At 73.0% G+C, this 22,228-nt stretch carries 19 protein-coding genes; 13 read left to right on the top strand and 6 right to left on the bottom strand.

The window, feature by feature from the left end; translation table 11 throughout:
• Positions 1–418 precede the first annotated feature (418 nt).
• Positions 419–4,507 (top strand): Pls/PosA family non-ribosomal peptide synthetase, encoded by a 4,089-nt coding sequence (locus tag ABZ714_RS08225; protein ID WP_358824338.1) that lies wholly within the window; start codon positions 419–421, stop codon positions 4,505–4,507.
• 45 nt (positions 4,508–4,552) lie between these two features.
• A complete protein-coding gene (locus ABZ714_RS08230) occupies positions 4,553–5,980 on the top strand; it encodes a M1 family metallopeptidase (RefSeq protein ID WP_358824339.1) in 1,428 nt (475 codons plus the stop codon).
• Positions 5,981–6,270: 290 nt separating this feature from the next.
• On the opposite strand, the gene ABZ714_RS08235 is transcribed toward ABZ714_RS08230, so the two are convergent.
• Positions 6,271–6,474, bottom strand: coding sequence for a cold-shock protein (locus ABZ714_RS08235; RefSeq protein WP_017948713.1), 204 nt, complete (start codon positions 6,472–6,474; stop codon positions 6,271–6,273).
• Between the two features lie 586 nt (positions 6,475–7,060).
• Between ABZ714_RS08235 and ABZ714_RS08240 the strand changes: the two genes are divergently transcribed.
• The 5 genes from ABZ714_RS08240 (at position 7,061) to ABZ714_RS08260 (ending at position 12,664) form a co-directional block, all read left to right on the top strand.
• The gene (locus ABZ714_RS08240; RefSeq protein ID WP_358824444.1) at positions 7,061–7,882 is read left to right on the top strand and encodes a menaquinone biosynthesis protein; all 822 of its coding nucleotides are present in this window, start codon (positions 7,061–7,063) and stop codon (positions 7,880–7,882) included.
• Between the two features lie 100 nt (positions 7,883–7,982).
• On the top strand, positions 7,983–9,941 hold the full coding sequence (locus ABZ714_RS08245) for a serine/threonine-protein kinase (RefSeq protein ID WP_358824340.1): 1,959 nt from the start codon (positions 7,983–7,985) through the stop codon (positions 9,939–9,941).
• A gap of 95 nt (positions 9,942–10,036) precedes the next feature.
• The gene (mqnC, locus tag ABZ714_RS08250) at positions 10,037–11,236 is read left to right on the top strand and encodes a cyclic dehypoxanthinyl futalosine synthase (protein ID WP_358824341.1); all 1,200 of its coding nucleotides are present in this window, start codon (positions 10,037–10,039) and stop codon (positions 11,234–11,236) included.
• 13 nt (positions 11,237–11,249) lie between these two features.
• Complete coding sequence (locus ABZ714_RS08255) at positions 11,250–11,876, top strand: hypothetical protein (protein ID WP_358824342.1); 627 nt, start codon at positions 11,250–11,252, stop codon at positions 11,874–11,876.
• 95 nt (positions 11,877–11,971) lie between these two features.
• Entirely contained in the window at positions 11,972–12,664 is a 693-nt protein-coding gene (locus ABZ714_RS08260) for a demethylmenaquinone methyltransferase (RefSeq protein ID WP_358824343.1), read from the top strand.
• 433 nt (positions 12,665–13,097) lie between these two features.
• Here ABZ714_RS08260 and ABZ714_RS08265 read toward each other — a convergent pair whose 3' ends face one another.
• On the bottom strand, positions 13,098–13,610 hold the full coding sequence (locus ABZ714_RS08265; protein WP_358824344.1) for a GNAT family N-acetyltransferase: 513 nt from the start codon (positions 13,608–13,610) through the stop codon (positions 13,098–13,100).
• A gap of 100 nt (positions 13,611–13,710) precedes the next feature.
• Here ABZ714_RS08265 and ABZ714_RS08270 point away from each other — a divergent pair, with 100 nt between their 5' ends.
• On the top strand, positions 13,711–14,997 hold the full coding sequence (locus ABZ714_RS08270; protein ID WP_358824345.1) for a geranylgeranyl reductase family protein: 1,287 nt from the start codon (positions 13,711–13,713) through the stop codon (positions 14,995–14,997).
• A gap of 96 nt (positions 14,998–15,093) precedes the next feature.
• Positions 15,094–16,047 carry a hypothetical protein gene (locus tag ABZ714_RS08275; RefSeq protein WP_358824346.1) on the top strand — a complete coding sequence of 318 codons (954 nt, stop codon included), beginning with the start codon at positions 15,094–15,096 and terminating at the stop codon, positions 16,045–16,047.
• A 135-nt stretch (positions 16,048–16,182) separates the two neighbouring features.
• Here ABZ714_RS08275 and ABZ714_RS08280 read toward each other — a convergent pair whose 3' ends face one another.
• Positions 16,183–16,686 carry a hypothetical protein gene (locus ABZ714_RS08280; protein ID WP_358824347.1) on the bottom strand — a complete coding sequence of 168 codons (504 nt, stop codon included), beginning with the start codon at positions 16,684–16,686 and terminating at the stop codon, positions 16,183–16,185.
• A gap of 142 nt (positions 16,687–16,828) precedes the next feature.
• The gene (locus ABZ714_RS08285; RefSeq protein WP_358824348.1) at positions 16,829–17,173 is read right to left on the bottom strand and encodes a helix-turn-helix domain-containing protein; all 345 of its coding nucleotides are present in this window, start codon (positions 17,171–17,173) and stop codon (positions 16,829–16,831) included.
• Between the two features lie 194 nt (positions 17,174–17,367).
• Here ABZ714_RS08285 and ABZ714_RS08290 point away from each other — a divergent pair, with 194 nt between their 5' ends.
• Positions 17,368–18,294, top strand: coding sequence for an NAD(P)-binding domain-containing protein (locus ABZ714_RS08290; protein ID WP_358824349.1), 927 nt, complete (start codon positions 17,368–17,370; stop codon positions 18,292–18,294).
• A gap of 305 nt (positions 18,295–18,599) precedes the next feature.
• On the top strand, positions 18,600–19,373 hold the full coding sequence (locus ABZ714_RS08295) for an SDR family oxidoreductase (RefSeq protein ID WP_358824350.1): 774 nt from the start codon (positions 18,600–18,602) through the stop codon (positions 19,371–19,373).
• Between the two features lie 170 nt (positions 19,374–19,543).
• Here ABZ714_RS08295 and ABZ714_RS08300 read toward each other — a convergent pair whose 3' ends face one another.
• Complete coding sequence (locus tag ABZ714_RS08300) at positions 19,544–20,356, bottom strand: C40 family peptidase (RefSeq protein ID WP_358824351.1); 813 nt, start codon at positions 20,354–20,356, stop codon at positions 19,544–19,546.
• 520 nt (positions 20,357–20,876) lie between these two features.
• On the bottom strand, positions 20,877–21,026 hold the full coding sequence (locus ABZ714_RS08305) for a hypothetical protein (RefSeq protein ID WP_358824352.1): 150 nt from the start codon (positions 21,024–21,026) through the stop codon (positions 20,877–20,879).
• 192 nt (positions 21,027–21,218) lie between these two features.
• Between ABZ714_RS08305 and ABZ714_RS08310 the strand changes: the two genes are divergently transcribed.
• Both ABZ714_RS08310 and ABZ714_RS08315 read left to right on the top strand, forming a co-directional pair.
• On the top strand, positions 21,219–21,578 hold the full coding sequence (locus ABZ714_RS08310; protein ID WP_358824353.1) for an NADH-quinone oxidoreductase subunit A: 360 nt from the start codon (positions 21,219–21,221) through the stop codon (positions 21,576–21,578).
• A 16-nt stretch (positions 21,579–21,594) separates the two neighbouring features.
• The gene (locus ABZ714_RS08315) at positions 21,595–22,149 is read left to right on the top strand and encodes an NADH-quinone oxidoreductase subunit B family protein (RefSeq protein ID WP_358824354.1); all 555 of its coding nucleotides are present in this window, start codon (positions 21,595–21,597) and stop codon (positions 22,147–22,149) included.
• The last annotated feature ends 79 nt before the right edge of the window (positions 22,150–22,228 follow it).

Genomic DNA, 22,228 nt, shown 5'->3' on the forward strand with positions numbered 1-22,228 from the left:
CCCGCGCCCCTGAATGCACTCCCCGGCACCGGCCCTGAAAAGGGACCCGCTCCCCGAGGGCCGGTGTCCTTCCGGGGGGCGGTCGGGAGGGCAACCCAGGGGTGCGGGGAACCGCGCGAACGGCCACAGGCGGGCCGCGGGCGCGACTGAAACACCAGCCCGGCAGGGCAGAAGGCGCGGGCGGCGCCTACGAGGGCCAAGACGCTGAGGTTCCCCGTCACGAAGGGCATAGGGGCGCGGGGAACCGCGCGACAAGCCAGCCGCGGTCCGCAGGCCGCCGACAACGCCTGGGCGCTGGGCGCGGCCCGGGTAGTTCGGGGTGGCGCCTCGCACCGTCATGACCGGTCCGCATAACCGGCATACGCGGGCAAACCGCCATAGGCTCCTCCGTTGTCACCCGACGGACGGAGCGCGACCGATGGCGATACGCACCACCCGACCCCCCGCCCCCGGCCGCGCGGGGTTCGGGACGGCCGTCGCCGACTCCGGGCCGCGGGCCGCCGTCTTCCCCGGCGGGGCCGCCGCACCCGAACGGACCCTGGTCGACATACTCGCCGCCACCGCCCTCCGTCACCCCGACGCGCTCGCGCTCGACGACGGGGTCGCCCCGCTCACGTACCGCGCGCTGCTCGCCGAGGTGGCCCGGGTGCGCCGGGAGCTGCTGGCACGGGGGGTCGGGCGGGGGGCGCGGGTCGGGATTCGGGTGCCCTCAGGGGGTGCCGAGCTGTATGTCCGCGTTCTCGCGGCCCTCGCCGCCGGTGCCGCGTACGTCCCCGTCGACGCCGACGACCCGCCCGAGCGGGCCGCGACCGTCTTCGCCGAGGCGGGCACCGCCGTCGTACTCGGCGAAGGCCGGGCGATCACCGGCGACGGCGCCCCCGGCGGAGCCCGTACCGACGGCCCGCCCCCGCGACCGGGCGACGACGCGTGGATCATCTTCACCTCGGGCTCCACGGGCCGCCCCAAGGGTGTCGCCGTCACCCACCGGGCCGCCGCCGCGTTCGTCGACGCCGAGGCGCGGCTCTTCCTGCCCGACGCGCCCCTCGGGCCCGGGGACCGGGTACTCGCCGGGCTCTCGGTGGCCTTCGACGCGTCCTGCGAGGAGATGTGGCTGGCCTGGCGGCACGGCGCGTGTCTGGTGCCCGCGCCGCGCGCCCTGGTCAGGGGCGGCGCCGAGTTCGCGCCGTGGCTGGCGGAGCGCCGGATCACCGTCGTCTCCACCGTCCCCACCCTGGCCGCGCTCTGGCCGTCCGCCGCGCTCGACGGCGTACGGCTGCTGATCCTGGGCGGCGAGGCGTGCCCGCCCGAGCTGGCGGCGCGGCTCGCCGTACCGGGCCGGGAGGTGTGGAACACGTACGGCCCCACGGAGGCGACCGTGGTGTCCTGCGCGGCCCGGCTCACGGCCGACGGCGGGCCGGTCCGGATCGGGCTGCCGCTCGACGGCTGGGACCTCGCGGTCGTGGACGGCGACGGCACCCCCGTACCGATGGGCGGTACCGGTGAACTCGTCATCGGGGGCGCCGGGCTCGCCCGCTACCTCGACCCGGAGCGGGACGCCGCCGCCTACGCGCCCCTGGCCGCCACCGGCTGGCGGCGCGCCTACCGCTCGGGCGATCTGGTCCGGGCCGAACCCGCCGGGCTCGTCTTCACCGGCCGCGCCGACGACCAGGTCAAACTCGGCGGGCGACGGCTCGAACTGGGCGAGATCGATACGGCGCTGCTGGGTCTGACCGGCGTCCGGGCCGCTGCCGCCGCGATCCGTACGACTCCGGCGGGGACCCGGATCCTGGTCGGTTACGTGGTCCCGGAGCCGGACCCCACCCCGAATCCGGCGCCGGAGGCGACGCGGACTCCGGGCCATGGGCCGGAACCGGGCGCGGGCCCGGCCTCGGCTCCGGCTCCGGTCCGGGCGCCGAAGCCGGGCGCCGGTCGTGCCGCCGGTCCCGCCCCCGGCATCGGCCCGGTTCCGGAGCCGGGCGCCGGCAGCACACCAGCGCCCGACCCCGCCCCCGCGCCCCGCTTCGACAAGGCCCGCGCCCTCGCCCGGCTGCGGGAGATCCTGCCCGACGGGCTCGTGCCCGTACTCGCCGTCGTCACCGGGCTGCCCACCCGGACCTCCGGGAAAGTCGACCGGGACGCCCTGCCCTGGCCCCTGCCCGCCGACCCCGCCCCCGCCGGGGCCCCGGCCCTCACCGGGACCGAGGCCTGGCTCGCCGCGCGCTGGTCCGAACTGCTCGGGGCGACCGGTGTCGCGGCCGGGGACGACTTCTTCGCCCACGGCGGCGGCAGCCTCGCCGCCGCCCGGCTGGTCTCCCGGATCCGGGAGCGGTACGGCACCGGCTCCGTCGGCGACGTCTACCGCCATCCGACCCTCGGCGCCCTCGCCGCCGTACTCGACGGACGGGAGCAGGCGCACACCCGGGCCGGGGACGACCGCCCCGTCGCTCCCGTCACCCCCGTGCCCCGCCGCGCCCGCGCCCTCCAGCTCGCCCTGCTGGGGCCCCTGCTCACCGTCGGCGGGCTGCGCTGGGGCGTCCTGGCCGCCGCCGCCGCGAACGTCGTCGGCGCCGGGCCCGGCTTCTCCTGGTGGTGGCTGGCCGCCGGCTGGCTGCTGACCGCCAGCCCGCCCGGCCGGATCGTGCTCGCCGCCGGTGGCGCCCGGCTGCTGCTCACCGGGGTGCGCCCGGGGACGTACCCCCGCGCGGGCGCCGTCCATCTGCGGCTCTGGACCGCCGAACGGCTCGCCGAACTCACCGGCGCCACCCAGCTCGCGGGCTGCTGGCTCACCTACTACGCCCGCGCCCTCGGCGTCCGGGTCGCCGACGGCGTCGATCTGCACGCCCTGCCGCCCGTCACCGGCATGCTGCGGCTCGGCCGGGGCGCAGCCGTCGAACCCGAGACCGATCTCGCCGGGCACTGGCTCGACGGCGACACCCTCAGGATCGGGGCGATCCGGATCGGCGCCGACGCCGTCGTCGGGGCCCGCAGCACCCTCTTCCCCGGCGCCCGGATCGGCAAGCGCGCCGAGATCGCCCCCGGCTCCGGGGTCACCGGCCGGGTCCCGGCGGGGGAGCGCTGGTCCGGGGTCCCCGCCGTACGCGAGGGCCGGGCCCGGAGCGCCGCCCGCCGCGACCGCCCGCCGCGCCGGGCCCGCTGGACCGCCGTCTACGCCCTGACGTCCCTGCTCCTCGGCGTGCTGCCGGCCGTCGCCGCCCTCCCCGCCCTGCTGGTCCTGCGCGCCGCCCCGCACCCGGCCGCCGGTACCCCGCTCGCCGCCCTCACCGGCCTGGCCGCGTACGCCCTGCTGATCCTGGCGGGGGTACGCGCCCTCGGCGCCGGGCTCCGCGAGGGCAGCCACCCCGTCCACAGCCCGGTCGCCTGGCGCGCCTGGGCCGTCGAACGGCTGATGGACACCGCCCGCGCCCATCTCTTCCCCCTCTACGCCAGCCTCGCCACCCCCGGCTGGCTGCGCGCCCTCGGTATGCGGGTCGGCCGGGACGTGGAGGCGTCGACCGTGCTCGCCCTGCCGTCGATGACGACCGTCGGCGACGGCGCCTTCCTCGCCGACGACACCATGGTCGCCTCGTACGAACTGGGCGGCGGACGGATGCGGATCGCCGCCGCCCGGGTCGGCAAACGCGCCTTCCTCGGCAACTCCGGGATGACCGCCCCGGGCCGCCGGGTCCCCAAACGCGGCCTCGTCGGGGTGCTCTCCGCCGCCCCGGAACGCGCCGAGGCGGGCAGCTCCTGGCTCGGGATGCCGCCGATCCGGCTCCGCCGCGAACGGGAGCGGGGCGAGAAGAGCCGTACTTACGATCCGCCCGCGCGGCTGCGCCGGGCCCGCGCGGCCGTCGAAGCCTGCCGGATCGTGCCCGTCCTCTGCTCGGCCGGGCTCGCCGTCACCGGTCTGTACGCCTTCACGGCCGTGGCGGGCCGCTACGGCGCCGGGGTCGCCGTCGCCGCCACCGGGGCGCTGATCGCGGCGGGCGGAGTGGTCGCCTGTGCCACCGCCGTGGTGGCGAAATGGCTGCTCAACGGGCGGTTCCGGGCCGGGGAGCACCCCCTGTGGTCCGGCTTCGTCTGGCGGGCCGAACTCGCCGACACCTTCGTGGAAGTACTCGCCGTGCCCTGGCTGATCGGCGCGGTCCCCGGCACCCCGCTGACCAGTCTGTGGCTGCGGGCCCTCGGCGCCCGGGTCGGCCGGGGGGCCTGGTGCGAGACGTACTGGCTGCCGGAGGCCGATCTGGTGACCGTCGGCGCGGGCGCGAGCGTCAACCGGGGATGCGTACTCCAGACCCATCTCTTCCACGACCGGATCATGCGGCTCGGCCCGGTCGAACTGGGCCCCGGGGCCACCCTCGGCCCGCACGGCATCGCCCTCCCCGGCGCGGTGCTCGGCGCGGGCGCGGTCGCGGGCCCGGCGTCCCTGGTCCTCCGCGCCGAACGCGTCCCGCCCGGCACCCGCTGGCTGGGCAATCCGATCGCGTCCTGGCCGCCGGGCCGGTAGCGGCGGTATCCGTACCCCTGATCCTCCGACCGAAGGCGGCGCCGCGTGTCCGACTCGTACCTTCCGTACCACGGTGACGACGGCTACCGCGTCACCTCCTACGACCTCGATCTGGAGTACGTGCCCCACACCGGACGGCTCGCGGGGCGGGCCACCGTGTACGGCACCGCCCGCAGCGCGCTGCCCGTCGTCGCCCTCGACCTGGGGCCGTTCCGGGTCACCAAGGTCCTGGTGGACGGGGCGCGCCCGGGGCGCTGGGCGCATCGGGGCGAGAAGCTGCTGATCACCCCGGAGCGGCCGGTTCCGCCCGGGGGGCGGTTCTCCGTCGAGGTCCGCTACCAGGGCGTGCCCCAGCCGGTACGGACCCGGGAGTGGGGCGAACTCGGCTGGGAGCAGCTCGACGAGGGCTCCCTCGTCGCCGCCCAGCCGCACGGCGCGCCGTCCTGGTTCCCCTGCAACGACCGGCCCGACGACAAGGCCGCGTACCGGATCGCGCTGACCGCCCCGACTCCGTACACCGTCGTCGCCAACGGCCGGCTGACCGCCAGGACGGTCGGGGCCTCGACCACCCGCTGGGTGTACGAGCAGCCCGTGCCGATGGCGACCTATCTGGCGACGGTCCAGATCGGGCCGTACGAACTGGTCTCCGTGCCCGGGACGGAGCTCCTGGCGGGGCTCCGTGGCGGTGCCGGTGCCGGTGCCGGGCTCGGTGGCGAGGTGCCGCAGAACGCCGCCGTACCGCGCGCCCTGCTCACCCGGTTCGCCCACGACTTCGCCCGTCAGCCCCGGATGATGACCCTCTTCGCGGACTTGTTCGGGCCCTACCCCTTCGATTCCTACGGTGTGGTCGTCGTCGGCGAGGAGCTGGATGTGCCGGTCGAGGCCCAGGGCCTGGCCGTGTTCGGCGCCAACCATGTCGACGGCGCGCGGGGTTCGGAGCGGCTGATCGCCCATGAACTGGCCCATCAGTGGTTCGGCAACAGTCTGACCGTCGCCGACTGGCGGCATATCTGGCTGAACGAGGGGTTCGCGAAGTACGCGGAATGGCTCTGGTCCGAGGCGTCCGGCGGCCCGTCGGCGGCGGAGCACGCGGCCCGCTCCCGGGCCCGGCTCGCCCTGCTGCCGCAGGACGTACGGATCGCGGACCCGGGACTGCGGCGGCTCTTCGACGACCGGGTGTACGAGCGGGGCGCGCTCACGCTGCACGCGCTGCGGACGGTGATCGGGGAGGCCGCGTTCCGGGCCCTGCTGCGGGAGTGGACGACGGCGCACCGGCACGGGCTGGTCACCACGGAGGGTTTCACGGCGCTGGCGGCCCGTCATACGGCCGAGCCGCTGGAGGGGCTGTTCCGGGCCTGGCTGTACGAGAAGCGGCTGCCGGATCCGCCGGGTCCCGGCCTTGCGGCCGACACCGGTTCCGTACCGGCCCCGGGGGTGGAATTCCGGGATCTTCCAGGGCTGCGGAATGTTTGATTCCGCGCCATCGGGAATTCCCGGGCCTTTCCGTCCTGGCCGGGCCCGGGCGGATTGCGGAATCCGGCGGCCCCGGGGGGCCTCCGGCGCTTCCGGATCGTTCCGGTCGGGCCGTTCCGAACCGTTTCGGCCGTTTCCGCGAGAAGTCGGCGAGAAGTCGACGGGAGGCGGCCGGGAAGGTGCCGGGAGGGTCCTGGGAAGGTGCCGGGAAGAAAGGCAGAAGCCCCGTTCCTCGCGGACGGGGCTTCTTGGGTACTGCTAAGTCGGACGCGATCGCCGACGCCCTGGCATCAGGCCGGGGTGACGTTCTCCGCCTGGGGGCCCTTCGGGCCCTGGGTGACGTCGAAGTTCACGACCTGGTTCTCCTCGAGGGAGCGGAAGCCGGTCGCGTTGATCGCGGAGTAGTGGACGAAGACATCCGGGCCGCCGCCGTCCTGGGCGATGAAGCCGAAGCCCTTTTCAGCGTTGAACCACTTGACGGTTCCGGTAGCCATAAGCCCTCCTTGGGCCAAAGGGTTGCCCTGCTCCAGAACCTGCAAACAAGTCTGAAAACTACAAAAGCCTGCGGGTCACATGCTCCGCAGGCTCTGTACTGCAAGGGAAACCAAACTGCAACTTGCGACGAGCCTAGCACGCAGGGACTTGTCTTCGGTAGAGGTGAAGATCACGTCACTCGGACGCTTGAAACGGGTGCTCTCGGGCTGACGGGCCCGGCACCTGTCCGGGGCCGTGTTCCGGGGCGCGTCAGGGCCGTGTCCCGGGCCGCTCGCCGGGCGCGGAGGAGGGCGCGGAGGAGGGCGTGGGGAGGGGTGCGCGGACCCGCCGCCCGGGCCCGTGCCACGGACCGGGCACCCCGGCCGTTAGCCTCACGATGTGGACATCTCCGAGGAGCACCAGGGCCGCCACGAGCGCCACGACAGCCGGGCCGGCGGCCCGGACACCGAGAGCGCGTACGCGAGCACGGGCGGTGCCACCGGTCCGGACGGTGTGCCGGGCGGCGGCCCGGGCGCCGCTGGAGACGGCGGTGGCGACGGCGGCACGGGAGCCCCGGCGGGCGGCCTTCCCCGGTCCCGGCCCCGGGTGGGCCATATCCAGTTCCTCAACTGCCTGCCCCTCTACTGGGGGCTGGCCAGAACCGGCACGCTGATCGACTTCGAGCTGACCAAGGACACCCCGGAGAAGCTCAGCGAGCGGCTCGTACGCGGTGAACTCGACATCGCGCCGATCACCCTGGTGGAGTTCCTGCGCAACTCCGACCGGCTCGTCGCCTTCCCCGACATCGCGGTCGGCTGCGACGGCCCGGTGATGTCCTGTGTGATCGTCTCCCAGGTCCCCCTCGAACAGCTCGACGGCGCCCGGGTCGCCCTCGGCTCCACCTCCCGCACCTCCGTCCGGCTGGCCCAGCTGCTGCTCGCCGAGCGGTACGGAGTCGCCCCCGACTACTACACCTGCCCGCCCGACCTCGGGCTGATGATGCAGGAGGCCGACGCGGCCGTCCTGATCGGCGACGCGGCCCTGCGCGCGGCCCTCCACGACGCCCCCCGGCTCGGCCTCCAGGTCCACGACCTGGGGCGGATGTGGAAGGAGTGGACCGGGCTGCCGTTCGTCTTCGCGGTCTGGGCGGCCCGCCGGGACTACCTGGCCCGGGAGCCGGAGGTCGTCCACGAGGTCCACCGGGCGTTCCTCGACTCCCGCGATCTGTCCCTGGAGGAGGTCGCCAAGGTCTCCGAACAGGCCGCGCGCTGGGAGGTCTTCGACGCGGACCTCCTCGAACGCTACTTCCGCACTCTCGACTTCCGGTTCGGCCCCGACCAGCTCGCGGGCGTCCGCGAGTTCGCCCGCCGGGTCGGCCCCACGACCGGCTTCCCCGCCGATGTGACCGTCGACCTGCTCACTCCCTGACCGCCCCGGGTGACGCCCTGGGCCTAGGCTGTGGGTGGCGTACAGCCGGGGGGCCGTACGGGGCCTTGGGCGCCCACGGGCGAGGGGGAGTTGAGTACGGATGGAGCCGCTGAGTCCCGACGAGCCGCGTGTCATCGGCCCGTACCGCCTCGTCGGACGGCTGGGCGCGGGCGGCATGGGACGGGTCTATCTGGGGCGCAGTTCGGGCGGCCGGACCGTCGCGGTCAAGGCCGTCCATCCGTATGTCGCGCACGACCCGTCGTTCCGGGCCAGGTTCCGGCGCGAGATCGAGGCCGCCCGGCGGGTCGGCGGCCGGTGGACCGCGCCCGTACTCGACGCCGACCCGGAGGCGGCCGTGCCCTGGGTCGCCACCGGCTTCTTCGCGGGCCCGCCGCTGTCGGCGGCGGTCGACGAGCACGGCCCGCTGTCCGGCCGGGCGGTACGCGGACTCGGCGCCGGGCTCGCCGAGGCCCTGGCCGCCGTCCACGGCCTGGGGCTCGTCCACCGCGATGTGAAGCCGTCCAATGTGCTGTTGACCCTCGACGGGCCCCGGCTGATCGACTTCGGTATCGCCCGGGCCGTGGACGGCACCTCCGCGCTCACCAGCACCGGGGTCACCGTCGGCTCGCCCGGGTTCATGCCGCCCGAGGCGATCCTGGGCAAGGACGTCACGGGCGCGGCCGACGTCTTCTCCCTCGGCGCCGTGCTCGCCTTCGCCGCCTCGGGCCACACCCCCTTCCGGGGCGGCACCACCGCGACCCTGCTCTACAAAGTCGTCCACGAGGAGCCCGAACTCGGCCCCATGGACGACGAGCTGCGCGAACTCGTCTTCCGCTGTCTGGAGAAGGAACCGGCCGCCCGGCCGGAGCCGGGGGAGATCCTCACCCTGCTCGCGCCCGACGGTCCTTCGGCGCTGATCGGCCCCGGCTGGCTGCCGGGGGCGCTGGTGGAACAGGTCTCCCGGACGGCGGTCGGGCTGCTGGACCTGGAGGCGGGCGACGGTCCCGCGGCTGTCCGGGAGCCGGGTCCCGGCGAGGGCGAGGCCGCCTCCGGGCTCGTACCGTTCACGGAGTTCTCGGCGGAGCCGATATCCGGTCCGGGTCCGGAGGGCGCGGCCGGGCCCGTCGCGCGGCCCGGCTCCGGCGGGTTCGGGCCGCCGACGCCGCCCGTACCCCCGACGGCCGCGCCGGACCTTCCCGTACCGGCGCCCGGGACAGCCGTTCCGGAACCCCGCCCGGCCCCGGACTCCGGCGGGTCCCCGCCGACCCCCGACCCCCGGGCCGCGTACTTCCGCGACGAAGCCCCGCCCCGGGCACCGGGCCCCGGGCCCTCCGTCGAAGCCTCGACGGACACCGTCACCGCCACGCCCGCCGAGCCGTCGCCCGGTCCGGCCGTACGCCGCCGCCGGGTCACCTGCTCCGTGACGCTCACCCTCGCGCTCGCCCTGCTCGGCGCGCTCCTCGGGACCGGGATCCTTGAGGACATGCTTCCGGACCGCTCCGGTGCGGACAAGGACATGGCGGACTCCGGCACGAAGCCCGTCCCCTCCGCGAGCGCGCCGCGCTCCTCCTCCGAGCCGGCACCGCGCGAGCTGGCCCGCGTACCCGGGCATTACGTCGACACCTGGAACGGGACGATCCCGCCCCGGACCGCCGACTCGACGGCGCGCGGTACGAAGCTCGTCGCCGACATCAGCCCCGGCAAGCCGGGCGGCAAGGTCGGTACGACGACGGAGACCGACCCCCGCGGCGAGATCATCTGCGAGTACGCGCTGACGCTGCGCAGCGTCACGGCCACCCGGCTGGTCGCCGACGCCGAGCGAGAGCGGGGCGACGGCTGCGCGGCCGGGGTCCGGCGGTTCACCTTCCGCTACACCGAGGGCTCGGACGGAGAGGACCGGCTCCACTATTCGGCCCGGAGCGCCGCCGGTTGGGGGACCGACGAGGCCGTGCTCACCCGGCCGTCGGCTCCCGGCCCCGGTCCGGCCGGGACGCCGCCGACACTGCCGGACCTGGCCGCCCCCGGGCCCGTCCGGGGCGGTCCCGGCCCCCTGGCGTAGGCTGGAGCGGCCCGTCGAAACGTCCGTACGTCCACCGAGCCCGATCGGCCCGCGACCCGTACGAACCCAGAAGAACCGCCGAAAGGTGACACCCGGTGACCGAGAAGGCCGACCTTCAGTCCGTCCTGGACCGTGCCGCCGACGGCGGGCGCATCACCCCCGAGGAAGCGCTCGACCTCTACCGCTCCGCCCCCCTGCACGCGCTCGGCCGGGCCGCCGACGCCGTACGCCGCCGCCGTTACGCCGGTACGGAGCACATCGCGACGTACATCATCGAGCGGAACATCAACTACACCAACGTCTGCGTCACCGCCTGCCGGTTCTGCGCCTTCTACGCGGCGCCCAAGGACACGGACAAGGGCTGGACCCGGGACCTCGACGACATCCTCCGGCGGTGCGCCGAGACCGTCGAACTCGGCGGCACCCAGATCATGTTCCAGGGCGGCCACCACCCCGACTACGGCGTCGAGTACTACGAGCAGCACTTCTCGGCCATCAAGGCGGCCTTCCCCCAGCTGGTGATCCACTCCCTCGGCGCCTCCGAGGTCGAGCACATGGCCCGGATCTCCGGAGTCTCCGTGGAGGAGGCGATCAGCCGGATCCACACCGCCGGACTCGACTCCTTCGCCGGAGCCGGGGCCGAACTGCTGCCCGCCCGGCCGCGCAAGGCGATCGCGCCGCTGAAGGAGTCCGGCGAGCGATGGCTGGAGATCATGGAGACCGCCCACCGGCTGGGCGTCGAATCCACCTCCACCATGCTGATGGGCACCGGTGAGACCAACGCCGAACGGATCGAGCATCTGCGGATGATCCGGGACGTACAGGACCGGACCGGTGGATTCCGGGCCTTTATCCCGTACACCTACCAGCCCGAGAACAACCACCTCAAGGGCCGCACCCAGGCGACGATCTTCGAATATCTGCGGATGATCGCGATCGCCCGGCTCTTCATGGACAACATCGCCCATATCCAGGGCTCCTGGCTGACCACCGGCAAGGAGATCGGCCAGCTCTCCCTCCACTACGGCGCGGACGACCTCGGCTCGATCATGCTGGAGGAGAACGTGGTCTCCTCGGCGGGCGCCAAGCACCGCTCCAACCGGCAGGAGATCATCGACCTGATCCGCAAGTCGGGCCGGGTCCCGGCGCAGCGCGCCACCACCTACGAACACCTGGTCGTCCACGACGACCCCGCGAACGACCCGGTCGACGAGCGGGTCGCCTCCCACATCTCGTCCACCGCGATCGAGGGCGGCACCGCGCACCCCGAGCTGAAGCTCCTCCCCACCACCTGATCGCGGGCCGCCCGTGCTGACCGTCCACACCGCCGGATCACTGCTGCCCGGCGGCGGATCGCCCGCCGTGCCCGGCGGGGCCGTCGCCGTCCGGGGCCGCGGGATCGAGACCGTCGGGCCGTACGAGACCGTGCTCGCCGCCCACCCGGGCGCCCGGGTCCGCCGCTGGCCCGGCACGATCACCCCCGGGCTGGTCCATCCGTCGGGGGTATGGCTGCTGGAGAACGCCTACCACCCCGACCCGCGCGAGGCCGACGCCCTGGGGACCGCGCCGCTCACCGGCGCCGCCCTCGCGGCGCTCGGGCTCGATGACGCGCGCTGGGGCGGGAGCGCCCGGCGCGGGGCGCAGCGGCTGCTGGCCCACGGGGTGACGGCGCTGGCCGGAACACCGGTCCGCCCTTCGGTCGCGGACGCGATCGCCCGGACGGGGCTCACCGTGCTGCCGGCGGTGGCGGTCCCGGGGGGCGGCGCGGTACCGGAGCCGGGGGCCGTGCCGGGGTACGGCGCGCCCGAGGAGTCGTACGCCGCCGTACTCGACGACCCCCGGGCCGCCGGGGTACGTGCCGACTTCGCCGTCTTCGACGCGGGGGAGTGCGTGGCGACGGTCCTCGCGGGGCGGCTGGTCCACCGGCGCCGCTGAGTCGTCGCCGCCGCCTCTGCCGCCCGGTTCCGGTTCCGCCGGTCCCGGTGGGGCCCGGCGTCCGGACCGGGCGCCCGCCCGGCAGAATGGGAGACGTGAACCGAGCCTCCTTGGACAAGCAGCCGCACGAAGTCGCCTCCATGTTCGACAAGGTGGCGAAGAACTACGACCTCACCAACGACGTGATCTCCCTCGGCCAGGACCGCCGCTGGCGCAAGCGGGTCGCCGAGGCGATCGACGCCCGTCCCGGCGAGAAGGTGCTCGACCTGGCGGCCGGTACCGGAACGTCGTCCCTGCCCTTCACTCGTACCGGTGCATACGTCGTCCCCTGCGACTTCTCCCTCGGAATGCTCACCGAAGGCAAGAAGCGGAACCCCTGGCTTCCGCTGACGGCGGGGGACGCGACCCGGCTGCCGTTCCGCGACGGCGTCTTCGACGCGGTGACGATCTCCTTCGGGCTGCGGAACGTCCAGGACACGGAGGGCGCGCTGCGCGAGCTGTACCGGGTCACCAAGCCCGGCGGGCGCGTGGTGATCTGCGAGTTCTCCCACCCCACCTGGGCGCCGTTCCGCACGGTCTACGAGGAGTACCTGATGCGGGCCCTGCCGCCGCTGGCCCGCCAGGTCTGCTCCAACCCGGAGGCGTACGAGTACCTGGCCGAGTCCATCCAGAACTGGCCGGAACAGCCCGAACTGGCGGCGCTCCTCCAGAAGGCGGGCTGGACGAAGGTCGCCTGGCGCAACCTCTCCGCCGGCATCGTCGCCCTCCACCGCGGCAGCAAGCCCTAACGCCTCTGCGGGGCGCCGCGCCACTGTCCGGGCCGCGCCCCGGGTGCCTGATCTTGTTCGCGGTCCGCGCGCCGTCGGTGGCTTGTCTCGCAGTTCCCCGAGCCCCTGGGTTGCCCTTCTGACCGCCCCTTCCAAAAGGCGGGCCCCTCATCCCCGGGGGCGGTGCCCCTTCTCAGGTGCGGCGAGGGGAGGGTTTTTAGGGGCGCGGGGAACTGCGCGAACGGCCCACGACGGCGCGCGGTCGCCCGACGACACACACCCGGCTGGGCGGATGGCGTGGACCTCACCCGGAGGGCCAAGGCGCTGGGGCCCCCACGGCCGAGGGGCCCAGGGGCGCGGGGAACTGCGCGACAAGCCCACTACTGGCGCGCGGTCGGGTCTCAGCCCCGGCCCCTACGGCGGGTTCCCGCCCAAAGAACGCCGCGCCCCGGGGCTACTCCAGGTCGAGGCGGAAGCAGTGCGCGCGGCGCTCCGTGCCCGGGACGGGGAAGTCCTCCGCGCGGCGCATGCCGAGTCTCCGGGTGACGGCTATGGACCTCTCGTTGCGTACGTCGACCATCGCCACCACGTTCGATACCCCCGCCGCCCGTACCCGTTCCAGCGTCGTCCGGGCCGCCGCCGTCGCGTACCCCCGTCCCCACGCCCGGCGGGCCAGCCGCCAGCCGATCTCGATCTCGCCCCAGGGGCCGAAGTCCTCGCGGGGCCACGGCTGCGCGCCGGTGAAGCCGATCGCCTCGCCGTCCTCGTCCAGCAGAGTCCACAGGCAGAAGCCCCGTTCCGCGTCGTGCCGCCGCTGGCGGGCCGTCAATTCCTCGTACTCGGACAACTCCGCCGCCCGCCCGCCGTGGAACTCCATCACCTCGGGATCGGCGAAGATCCGGTGCCATGCCACCGCGTCCTCGTCGGTCGGTACACGCAGCTGTACGGCGGGGAGGAGGGTGCTCATGAGGGGGAGCCCTTCGGTCGGCTGATCGGTACGTCCACATAGACTGCCCGTGTCCCGTGCCGCCGGCACGCCCAATTCCGAGACTCGGGAGAGACCAGCCGTGACCGAGCCCCTCACCGAACAGTCCGCGGATGTGATCGTCGTCGGGGCAGGCCCGGCCGGTGCCACGACCGCGTACTACCTGGCCAAGGCGGGCCTGGACGTCCTCCTGCTGGAGAAGACGGCCTTCCCGCGCGAGAAGGTCTGCGGCGACGGCCTCACCCCGCGCGCCACCAAGCAGCTCGTCGCCATGGGGATCGACGTCTCCGAGGAGGCGGGCTGGCTGCGGAACAAGGGCCTGCGGATCATCGGCGGCGGAGTGCGGCTCCAGCTCGACTGGCCGGAGCTGGCCTCGTACCCGGATTACGGACTCGTCCGCAAGCGCGACGACTTCGACGAGCAGCTCGCCCGGCAGGCCCAGAAGGCGGGCGCCCGGCTGTACGAGCGGTGCAACGTCGGCGCTCCGATCGTCGACGAGCGCACCCGCCGGATCATCGGTGTCGAGGCGAAGCTCGGCGAGGAGAAGCGGCCGGTCACCTTCCGCGCCCCGCTCGTGGTCGCCGCCGACGGCAACTCGACCCGGCTGTCGCTGGCGATGGGTCTGCACCGCCGCGAGGACCGTCCGATGGGCGTTGCCGTCCGGACGTACTTCACCTCCCCGCGCCACGACGACGACTACCTGGAGTCGTGGCTGGAGCTGTGGGACCGGCGCGGCCCGGGCCCGGACCGGCTGCTGCCCGGCTACGGCTGGATCTTCGGCATGGGCGACGGTACGTCCAATGTCGGCCTCGGCGTGCTGAACACCTCCGACTCCTTCAAGGAGCTGGACTGGCGCGAGGTGCTGAAGGCGTGGTGCGGCTCGATGCCGGAGGAGTGGGGCTACACCGAGGAGAACATGACGGGCCCGATCCGCGGCGCCGCCCTCCCGATGGCCTTCAACCGGCAGCCGCACTACACCCGCGGGCTGCTGCTCGTCGGTGACGCGGGCGGCCTGGTCAACCCGTTCAACGGCGAGGGCATCGCGTACGCCATGGAGTCCGGCCAGATCGCCGCGGACGTCATCGTCCAGGCGAGCGCCCGGTCGACGGCGTCCCAGCGGGAGCTGGCCCTGCACCGCTACCCGAAGATCCTCAAGGACACGTACGGCGGCTACTACACCCTGGGCCGCGGCTTCGTGAAGCTGATCGGCAACCCGAAGATCATGAAGCTGGCGGCGGAGCGCGGACTGACGCATCCGATGCTGATGCGCTTCACCCTGAAGCTGCTGGCGAACCTGACCGACCCGACCGGCGGCGACGCGATGGACCGGGTCATCAACGGTCTGACCAAGGTGACGCCCAAGGCGTGACCACGACCGTCACCTTGACCTTCTCACCGTGTGAGGGCATGCACTGAGGCCGTTCGCATCCCGACCCGTCCGAGAAGAGATCCGGTCATGTCGCCCATGGCACCACTGTTCCCCTCGTACGCGGGCTCCGGCCCGTACTGCTACACCCATTCGCTGATCATGGTCGCTACGGCGGCGGGCGCCGCGCCCCCGCCGCCCGCGGCCGTGGAGACCCTCACCGGTTCGCCCTTCGGGTTCGAGCTGATCGCCGGGTCGCTGCCGCTGTTCGACCCGTACGGCTGGGATCCCGAACTCGGCCTCGACCAGGCGATCGGCCTGCTCGGGCTGAGCTGTGTCCGGACGGCCGGCGGTACCGGCGAGGAGGCGCTGGACCGGCTGCGGTCGGCGGTGGAGGACGGGCCCGTCCTGGTGGGGCCGGTCGACATGGGGCTGCTGCTGTACCGGCCGGGCACCCCGGCGCCCGGCTCCGGCGACCACTACGTCGTGGTCCTGGACGTCGCCGCCGACGGGACCGTACTGCTGCACGATCCGCAGGGGCATCCGTACGCCACCCTCGACGCCCCGGCCCTCATCGAGGCGTGGCGGGCCGAGACCGTGGCGTACACGGACGAACCGTTCGTGATGCGCGCATCCTTCGCCGGGGAGCGGGCCGTCACCGCCGAACGGGCCCTGCGGGACGGACTGCCGCTCGCCGCCCGCTGGCTCGGCGGCCGGGACGATCTGCCGGTCCCGCCGGGCACGCTCGGCGGCGCGGCCGGGATCGAGGGATTCGCCGCCCTGGTGAAGGCGGGGCTGGCACCGGAGACCAGGGAACTGCTGGGGCATTTCGCGGTACGCGTCGGAGCCCGCCGGGTCTCCGACGCGGCCGACTGCCTGGCGGGACTCGGACTGCGGGACGCCGCCGTGATCGCCCGGGAACAGGCGCGGCTGATCGGCGCGCTCCAGCGGCCGGTGGTCGGCGGCGACGACGAGGCGCTGACCGCCGGACTGGAACGGCTGGCACCGACGTACGAGCGACTGCGCTCGGCCCTGGTCTCCGAGCCGGACTAGACACCCGGACCAACCCCGGCCTCCGAACCGGCCCTCGCCCCGGGGCGGCCCGGCCCCCAGGTGCCTCGGCGCTTGCCGAGGGCTGACCGGGCCGCCCCGGGGCGAGGGCCGTCCCCGACGGCCGGTGGCCGGTTCTCATCTGTCGATCCGGTCCCGGAAGTTGAAGCAGCCCTCCAGCTCCGCCGTCTGCCGCCCGCCCGCGACATCCACCGAGACCGCCGCGAACGCCATCCGGTGGCTGTCCCACTTGTCGGTGACCCGGTCGATGGTGAGCCGGACCGGAATCCGGGTCTGGGCCACCTCGCGCCGCAGCGACAGCTTCATCGAGGTGACCAGGATCCGCTTCCGGGCCTCCGGCAGCCCCACCTTGGGCAGCGTCGCCAGGGACAGGATGTGGTCGTTGGTGTAGGCGTACAGCATGGACGCGAGGGTGTGGTACGAGACGATCTGCGCCAGGATCGAGCCGTGCAGCACCGGCCGGTACGGCGCCCGGTCGCTGACGTCCGCCGCCAGATCGACATCGAACACCCCGTGGTAGGCGTCGCCGTCGTAGCTCATGTCGGTGGCCGTCCACGGGGTGTGACACCAGGCGGCGGCGAGGTCGTCGTTGATCTCCAGAAAGCTGGGCAGGGCACGCACGGCGGTCACCTCTCGACGGGTCTGACGGCGACGGTCGGACCCTGGTCTACCCAGCGGATCACGGGATGGACCGAGCGGACCGGGCGAAACCACCCGAACCGGGGAGCGCACTGGACAAGCAGGGGCATACGACGGGGTGTACTCAGCCCGCGGCGCCCCGCCGGACGGCCTCGATCCGGCCCATGTGCTCCTCGCCCCACTCGCCGAGCGGTGTCATCGCCCGGTTGAGCGAGTGACCGAATTCCGTGAGGGAGTACTCCACCCTCGGCGGAATCTCCGGGAACTCCTCCCGGTGCACCAGCCCGCAGCTCTCCATCTCGCGGAGCTGAAGCGTCAGGATCCGCTCACTGATTCCCTCGACCTCCCGCCGCAACTGCCCGAACCGCAGCGGCCCGGCACCGAGGGAGAACAGGATCAATCCCTTCCATTTGCCGCCCATGATGTCGATCGCCGCGTCCAGACCACAGGTGTAGCTGCGTTTCTTCATGCTCCCCGACTGCTCCGTTCCCCGTACGGTCACTGACAGAAGTGTGCGTACCCGACAGAATTGTCGGTACTTGTTTCGATGTACACGCGCATCCAGGATGAGGGAAAGGCCGGCCGAGCCGCTCCATCCCCTTCTTCTTCTCCCGATTACTGCCCTCTTTCTGATTTCTGTCCTCCTGGTAGGAGTTCTTCCGTATGCCCGCGCACAACTCGGCCCCCGTCTCCGTCCCTGCCTCCGGTCCGGCCCCCGTCCCGGTGACGGTGCTCGGCCTCGGCTCCATGGGCAGCGCCCTCGCCGCCGCCTTCGTCGCCGCCGGACATCCCACCACCGTCTGGAACCGCACCTCCGCCAAGGCCGCCCCGCTGGTCGAACTGGGCGCCGCGCACGCCCCTTCGGCGGCGGCGGCGGTGGCCGCGAGCCCGCTGGTCGTCGCCTGCCTCACTCGGTACGAGGACGCCCGGGCCGTACTCGAACCGGCCGTCGCCGAGCTGGCGGGCCGTACCCTCGTCACCCTCAACAGCGGCTCCCCGCAGGGGGCGCGCGAGATGGCGGACTGGGCCGCCGCCGCGGGAGCCGCCTTCCTCGACGGGGCGGTGAAGAACGTCCCGCAGGCGGTCGGCGCCCCCGAGACCCAGCTGCTGTACGCCGGGGACCGGGCGGTCTTCGACGGTTACGAGCCCGTACTGCGCGTCCTCGGCGGCGACACCGTCCATCTCGGCGAGGAGATCGATCTCGCCGCCCTGTACGAGATGGCCGTCGGCGCCACCCTCCTCCCGGCCCTCGTGGGCTTCTTCCACGGCGCGGCGCTGCTGACCGGCCGGGGCCGGACGGCCGCTTCGATGGTGCCGTTCAGCGTGAAGTGGCTGGAGATGATCGCCTCGATCCTCCCGGCCCTCGCCGACGAGATCGACCGGGGAGACTACGACCGGCCGTTCGCCTCGGTCGGTGTCTTCGCCGCCGGGATGGGCGACGAGTCCCGGCAGGCCGAGGAGGGCGGGCTGGACACCGGCTGGCTGGAACCGCTCCAGGAGCTGATCCGCCGGGCCGTCGCCGAAGGCCGGACCGAGCAGAGCGTGTCGGCCCTGACCGAGGTACTGCGGCGGCCGGGTCCGACGGGATGACCGGTACGGGCGGGGCCGGCTTCCGGCCCCCGCCCGGTTCGGCGGTCCGCGTGCCCGGGGCGTTCCCCGGAGGACGGCCTGGGCGTGTCGTCGAAACAGCGCCGTCCGCCCGCGGGGCGTCGCGGGCCGGGCGGGATCCCGAAGACACGGCCTAGGGTGACGAGATGATCCCCGAATCCGCCGGTTCCGGTTCCAGATCCGGTTCCGCTTCCGCTCCCGCCACCCCTTCCCGCGTCGCCTCGGCGGGCCGTTCCTCTGATTCCGCCGGGCCCGCCGCTTCCGGTTCCGCTCCGGTTCCGCCGGAGGTGGCCCGCCATCTCGCCGGGCTGTTCTCGCTCGTCGGCCGTACCGCCGTGGTCACCGGCGGCAGTTCCGGAATCGGCCGGGCGATCGCCACGGCGCTCGCCGGAGCCGGGGCGCGGGTGGTGATCGTGGCCCGGCGGGAGGCCGAACTGTCCGCCGCGGTCGACGAGCTGACCGCCGCGGGCCACCGGGCGGCGTGGGTGAGCGCCGATCTCGGCGGCCGGGCGGCGGTCCGGCGGGCGGCGGACGAGGCCGCGGCCGTCTTCGGCGAGCCGGACATTCTGGTCAACGCGGCCGGAATCAATCTGCGTCCGCCGATGAACGACCTCGCGGACGAGGTCTGGGACACCACGATGGCGGTCAATCTGACGGCGCCGTTCCTGCTCGGACAGCGGTTCGGCCCGGGGATGGCGAGCCGGGGCCACGGCCGGATCGTCCACATCACCTCGCAGCAGGCGCACCGGGCCTTCGTCCAGAGCGGCGCCTACGGGGTCTCCAAGGGCGGCCTGGAGTCGCTGGCCCGCTCGCAGGCGGAGGCGTGGTCCCCGTACGGCGTCACCGTCAACACCCTCGTCCCGGGTGTGGTGCTGACCCCGCTCAACGCCCGGCTGGCCGAGAACCCCGCGAAGGTCGCCGAACTCGCCGGGCGGACCATGGTCGGCCGGAACGGTCTCGCGGCGGACTTCGCGGGCGCGGCGGTCTTCCTGGCGAGTGATGCCTCGGCGTACGTCACGGGGCAGGCGCTCTTCGTGGACGGCGGGCTGTCCGTGCACTGAACCCGCCCGCGGACCCGGGTGGATGAAGGCGGGAAGATATGGACAGACATGTCCGTAATCGGGGAAGGCGGGAGAACGGCGCCAACTCCGTGAAGACGCACAAGGGCCGCGGCTCCGCCCCCGAGCGGGGGAGCCGCGGCCCTCATGAGGTGTCCGTGCGGACCGCCGGGTCAGAGCACCCGGACCGCGCCGGTCGCCGGGTAGCCCGACAGGTCCTGGATGACGACGCCCTTGCGGGAGTTCGCCGCGTCCAGGTACTTGCCGTCACCGATGTAGACGCCGGTGTGGTACGCGTTGCCCTTGGCACCCCAGTAGAGGATGTCGCCGACCTTGAGGTTGCTGGTGCCGACCTCGACCCCGGCCCGCGACTGGTCCTGGGAGACCCGCGGCAGCTCGATGTTGACCTGGCGGAACGCGGCCCGCACCAGGCTGGAGCAGTCCCACGAGTTGGGGCCGGTGGCACCCATCACATAGGCGTCGCCGACCTGGGCCTTGAGGAAGTTGATGACGGTCGCCACGGATCCCGAGGCGGACGACGAGGACTTCGGGGCCTTGGCCGCGCTCTTGGCGGAGGCGAGGGTCGTACGGGCGGCGTCACGGGCGGCGCGCTCGCGGTCGGCGGCGCGCTTCTTCGCCTCGGCGCGGGCGGCCTCCGCCTTGCGCAGGGCCTCCGCCTTCGCCTTCTTGGCGGACGTGGACGCCTTGGCCGCCGAGGCGTTCTCGGTGTCCTGGAGCTTCTGGTCGAGCGCGACCTGCTGCGAGTTGGCGGCGGACTGCGCGACGACGTGGGAGATCGAGGAGGCCGCGTCGAACGCGGGCATCTCAATGGTCTCGGTTACGGGGTCGGCGCTGGCCGGCCCGGCCGCACCGGCCACTGCGACGGTGCTGAGGACGCCACCGGCAACCCCCGCCCGGAGCGCGATGTTCGAGGCGCTGCGCCGGCGGGGCTTCCGGTGGCTGGGTATGTGAGCGGTGTGGGACATGGGTACACCGTTATCAGTCGTACATAGTCGCCATCAAGAAACGTGGGTTGCGCCACAGTTGCGACCGGAATCTATCAATCCGCTTCTGACGGGCCTTTATTGACGCCGTCACGGGCAATCCGGACATTCATGATCACGCCCATGAGCATGTGGTTTCTATAAATAGTCCGAATTGCCGAGTGCCTACCACCAGGGCCCTCCGATGGCCAAGCCCCCTTGTTCGCGGGCTTCCGGGCTGTGGCGCAGGTCACAGCCTCGCGGGGCGTGGGGGTGCGTTTCCGGACACGGACGTTCCCCGTCCGGTAGTTACCGACAGAAGTTCGTGAACCCGCGCACGCATCCGTGTCGCACCCGCCCCGAGGGGCGCTCGATGTCACCCAGCGTATCGGATCGGATCCCGTGCGGCGCGCCCCGGGGGGTGCTCCGGCGTGAGCGGTACCCGGCCCCGGGAGGCGCCGTCCGGCGCCGTTTCCGGCACTCCCCGCCCGGGTGAGGCGATGTCAGCTTGTGGCGCCTTTTATCACTCGAAGCGGCCCATCGCCAATTTGCCCGGATGGTCGATGCCTTGATAGAGGGCCACCGCTCCGACCAGCGTAAACGCCACCCGTCGTAACTCCTGGTGATCTTCGGGACGCGCCCCGTATGAAGATCGTTCCTTTTTGCGGCGCATGATCGTCCGTCAGGTGGTGGAGATCACAAAGGCGATGCGTGACCCCGTGTCGCAGATCACAGGACGGCGGGCATAAGATGCGGGGCAGCCGGGCTTGTGAACTGCCTCACATGTACGCGATCTTCGAGGCGGTCAGCCGTGAAACGGCCCGGCGCGGTCCACGGTCAGCGACGACTGGAAGGAGCGAGGAGGGTGAACGCGTATGTGCCCATCCTTGTACTCGGCGCCCTCGGGGCAGGGTTTGCGATCTTCTCCGTGGTCATGGCCACGTTGATCGGCCCCAAGCGGTACAACCGGGCGAAGCTCGAGGCGTACGAGTGCGGCATCGAGCCCACTCCCACCCCGGCGGGTGGCGGGCGTTTTCCGATCAAGTACTACCTGACGGCGATGCTCTTCATCATCTTCGACATCGAGATCGTCTTCCTTTATCCCTGGGCCGTCAGCTTCGACGCCCTCGGGATCTTCGGTCTCGTCGAGATGTTGCTCTTCGTGCTCACCGTCTTCGTCGCCTACGCCTATGTCTGGCGTCGCGGCGGCCTGGAATGGGACTAGGGGCTGAGGGGCACCTATGGGACTCGAAGAAAAGCTGCCGAGCGGTTTTCTGCTGACCACCGTCGAGCAGGCCGCGGGATGGGTGCGCAAGGCGTCCGTCTTCCCCGCCACCTTCGGACTGGCCTGCTGCGCCATCGAGATGATGACGACCGGCGCGGGCCGCTACGACCTGGCCCGGTTCGGTATGGAGGTCTTCCGCGGCTCGCCCCGCCAGGCCGATCTGATGATCGTGGCGGGCCGGGTGAGCCAGAAGATGGCCCCCGTACTGCGTCAGGTCTACGACCAGATGCCCAACCCCAAGTGGGTCATCTCCATGGGTGTCTGCGCCTCGTCCGGCGGGATGTTCAACAACTACGCCATCGTGCAGGGCGTCGACCACATCGTCCCCGTGGACATCTATCTGCCCGGCTGCCCGCCGCGCCCCGAGATGCTGTTGGACGCGATCCTCAAGCTCCACCAGAAGATCCAGGCGTCCCCGCTCGGGGTCAACGCGGAGGAGGCGGCCCGCGAGGCGGAGGAGGCGGCGCTGAAGGCGCTGCCGACGATTGAGATGAAGGGGCTCCTGAGGTGAGCGACGCACGCACGGCCGCCGGGCCGGAGATGACAGTGATGGCCGCACCTCTGAGCCGTGCGGGCGGAGAAGCTCACGG

Source organism: Streptomyces sp. NPDC006798, assembly GCF_040635975.1.
In the GTDB taxonomy this organism is placed as follows: domain Bacteria; phylum Actinomycetota; class Actinomycetes; order Streptomycetales; family Streptomycetaceae; genus Streptomyces.